Genomic DNA, 3,396 nt, shown 5'->3' on the forward strand with positions numbered 1-3,396 from the left:
GTTGAATAGGCGGCCTGATTAATAGTATTTTTGAACCTATTATAAGGCCAATAAAATTTGCAATTTTCAGTGTTTTATTTATGATGCTTGTTTCCCTTCCATTTATTCTTTTGGAAGGAATTAATGTTGTTAATAATTTTTTAGGAGTTAATTTATTAAAAAAACTAATTTTTCAAAATGGAAATGTTGAAGTAAATAATATTCCGCTTCATTTAAAAATTTTCCTTTCAATTGGAATTATTTTCATTTTAGCATTATCAGTTTTAGCAATTGCTTGAGCAGTTATTAAGTTAAAGAAAAATAATGACGATGAAATAAAATCAGTTTTTTGAAATATTTTAATTGCAATCATTATTATTACTGGCATTCCTACTTTATATGTCTTTTCAATGATGATATTAGATATAGTAGTACAAATTTTTAATAGCATTTTAAGCCCTGGTGGCAAAAAAGATACTCTTTCAATGACAGATGTTTTTATAGAATTAAGGCCAAAACAAATTGATGAACTAGAATGAGAAAATCTTACAAAAAGTTATTTTTGAGATGTTGGAACTATTTATAATTCATGAGCTAAACTACCTGATGGACAAGGAATAATAATTATTATTCAATTATGTATCATTACAGTTGTAATTTTTGCAGCTTTCATAATTTTAACACTGCATATGGTAATGAAAATATTTGAATTATTTATTTTATTAATTGCATTACCCTTTCCAGTTGTTCAATCTATTATTGATAATCAAAGAAATTTAAAAAGTTACTTACAACAAGTTAAACAAAACTTTTTCTTAATTTTTTTCTTTATCTTTGTTGCAAAATTTTTCATTCTTTTCTTAATTTTTATAAACAAATTAAACTTTACAGCTTCACACGAAAGCAATATTGTTTCTGTATTTATTGATTTTTTATTTAAATTAAGCTTAATTTCAGGTGCTGTTTTAGGACTTTATTATTTACTTCAAAGACTTGGAATTTCAACAAATCCCAAAACTGCAATTAAACAACAAAAAGAAAGATTTTCAAATGTTAAAAATTCTGTTCAAGGAAAAAGTAATATTTCAGAAAGTAAATTAAATTCAATTAACACTATTGCACAAAATAAAATTAAAAATAACCCTGCACAACAAGGTTGAAATAACTTAAATAATACAAATAATTATAAAACTTTTGCAACATCTAAAAATTTATATAGCTTTTTACCTGTAAAAAAAGGAGAAATTAATGAAACTTCAAGCTAAAAAAATTAAAAAAATCAAAGCAATAAAAATTTGGAAAAATTTTACACTTAATGATGTTATATTATTAATATTTTTTCTTTTACTTTCATATATATTGAGTTTTTATTTAATTGCATATAACAAAAACATTTACATAAAATTTGGTGCAGCTTGCGGAATATTTTTTCCTTTAACTATTTTACTTTTTAATGGCACTAATGGTGAAAAACTTTATCTTATTTTTTATAGAATGATTAAATTTCTTCTATCTAGAAAAAAATATGTCTTTAAAACTAAAAAAAATAAAAATTTATTTCATTTTGGAAAAATTGAAAAAGATTATATCTGAAATAAAAGTAATAATGTAGTAATTGGAGCTATTGAAGTATTTGGTAAAGATATAACACTAGAAAACAATGAAACACAAAAATTTTTTATTAATTCATTAACTGAATTTTTCAATAGAGTTTCTAAAAAAATTACTATTATTAAACTTCCCTATCAAGTTAATCTTGAAAAAAACATTAATTCTTTAAAAAATGTTAAAAAAATTAAAGAATTAAATAAATTTTATGAAAGTTGAAATCAAGAATTAATTAAAGAAAATTCAACAAATATTAAAGATAAATATTTTATTGTTTTTTATGCTGAAAATATTGAAGAACTTGAACAAGAAATTGGAAAAGTAAGTTCTGAATTAACAAATTCACAAATGTTTTATAAAAAACTTTCAATTAAAGAATTTTCTAAATTGATTAATGAAATTTTTATATATGATCCAAATTTTAAATTTGATGAAGATAATATTTTAAAAATTGAAAAAGTTAAATTTAAATCAAATCATTTTATTGCTGATGATAATTTTTATTCATTACAAACAATTAATGAATTTCCTATTTTACTTAAACAAGAGTGAGTAAATTTGATATTTAATAGTCCAAGTGTTGTTGTTTGAAATTTAGAGGCAATTGATAAGTGAGAATTATATAAAAAACTTAATACAAGTGAAAAAAATTCTGAATTTAACTTAAAAAATGAAAAAGATAGATTTTCATTTAGAAAAATGCATAAAGAATTTCAAGCCCTTGAGCAATTATCTGATATAGCCAGTTTAGATAATGAAAATATATTAGCAAGTACTATCTTACTTTTATCAAAAGCTACAAATAAAAAAGATTTAGATAAAATCAAAAAAATTAATAAAAACAACTTAAAAAAATGAAATGCAACTATTAATTCTTTAAGATTTCGTCAATTTGAAGCATTTGCATCAGTAATTTTAAGTAAAAAAGACCTTCTAAAAGAAGCGCAAGAGCAAATTTCATCAAATATTGCTTATGGTTGACCTTTTATGTATGAAAACTATAATGATGAAACTTTTCCTATCATAGCAAGAAATAAAATTAATAATTCATTAGTTTTTTTCGATCCAAGAATTAAAACGGAAAATAGAACTAATCATAATATGTTTATTTTAGGAGAGCCAGGAAAAGGGAAAACAACTTTTACAAAAAAATTAATGCTTGCTAATTATGCAAAAGGCGATCAAGTTATAATCATCGATCCACAAAATGAATTTAGTCAGTTTGTAAAAGAATTAAATGGTCAAATTATTGATTTAGGGCTTGGTGATGATGTAAAAATCAACCCTTTACAAATAATGAAAGCATTTAACCCTTCGCTTGAAACTAAAACAATTGAAAAAACTAATCAAGAATTACTTTATGGTCATGAAAATTTTATTAGACAATGATTTTCTATTTTATATCCTGATTTTTCTAAATCAGAAATGGTTTTAATCATTAAAAACTTGCATAAAATCTATAAAAAATATGATTTTATCAATCATTCAAGAGATATTTCTGAACTTGAAAATAATGAATATCCAATTATAAGTGAACTTATTGAAGAAATTGAAAATGACTATAAAGAAAATACAGATGCTAATAATAATGTAAAGTATTCAAAAATTTTAGATCGTTTAAAATTGGATTTTATTTTAGGAAGATATAAAAATAAATTTAATAATCATTCAAATATTAAGTTTAAAAGTAATTTAATTTGCTTTAATGTTGCTTCATTAATGTATCAAGAAAAAGAAGTTTTTAATTCAAGTTTCTATTTAATTATTTCATATCTACAAGGAAAAATAGCTAATCAGTTTAATAAAAAT

At 21.7% G+C, this 3,396-nt stretch carries 2 protein-coding genes; both read left to right on the forward strand.

The window, feature by feature from the left end:
- Positions 1 to 1,244, forward strand: a 1,244-nt coding sequence (locus T403_RS0103830; protein WP_033161499.1) for an Mbov_0396 family ICE element transmembrane protein, incomplete at its 5' end; no start/stop codon positions are given.
- Positions 1,228 to 3,396, forward strand: a 2,169-nt coding sequence (locus T403_RS0103835) for an Mbov_0397 family ICE element conjugal transfer ATPase (protein ID WP_033161500.1), incomplete at its 3' end; no start/stop codon positions are given. The genes T403_RS0103830 and T403_RS0103835, both read left to right, overlap by 17 nt.

The sequence above is a fragment of the Mycoplasma collis ATCC 35278 genome (assembly GCF_000701825.1).
In the GTDB taxonomy this organism is placed as follows: Bacteria; Bacillota_I; Bacilli_A; order Mycoplasmatales; family Metamycoplasmataceae; genus Mesomycoplasma_A; species Mesomycoplasma_A collis.